We start from the raw sequence: 272 nt of genomic DNA, 5'->3' as shown, positions 1-272 counted from the left end.
GAATTCGCCCTACGGCATCGCGTTCGCGCACAACGGCAACCTGGTGAACACGGAAAGCCAGCAGGCCGTAGCCCAAGACCAGCGCCAGGCAGGCATAGCCACCGCGCGCACGCTGATGCACGCCCGCCACCGCCTTGAAGATGTGATCGGGTGTGAGCGCCATGCGATCCTGGATCTGCAGCTCGTGCGCCAGCACGTTGAGCAGCACTTCCGAGTCGGAATCCGTGTTGATGTGACGGCGATCGTCCTCGAACATCTCGCGGCGCAGCGCC

1 protein-coding gene is annotated in these 272 nt (G+C 64.3%); it reads right to left on the bottom strand.

What is annotated here, in order from left to right; all coding sequences use genetic code 11:
* Positions 1–272, bottom strand: a 272-nt coding sequence (locus AC0L15_RS33295) for a hypothetical protein (RefSeq protein ID WP_473498434.1), incomplete at both ends; no start/stop codon positions are given.

The organism is Mesorhizobium sp. WSM4846, from assembly GCF_055811415.1.
The sequence above is the reverse complement of the archived record's forward strand: the minus strand, read 5'-3'. Positions and strand labels throughout refer to the sequence as shown.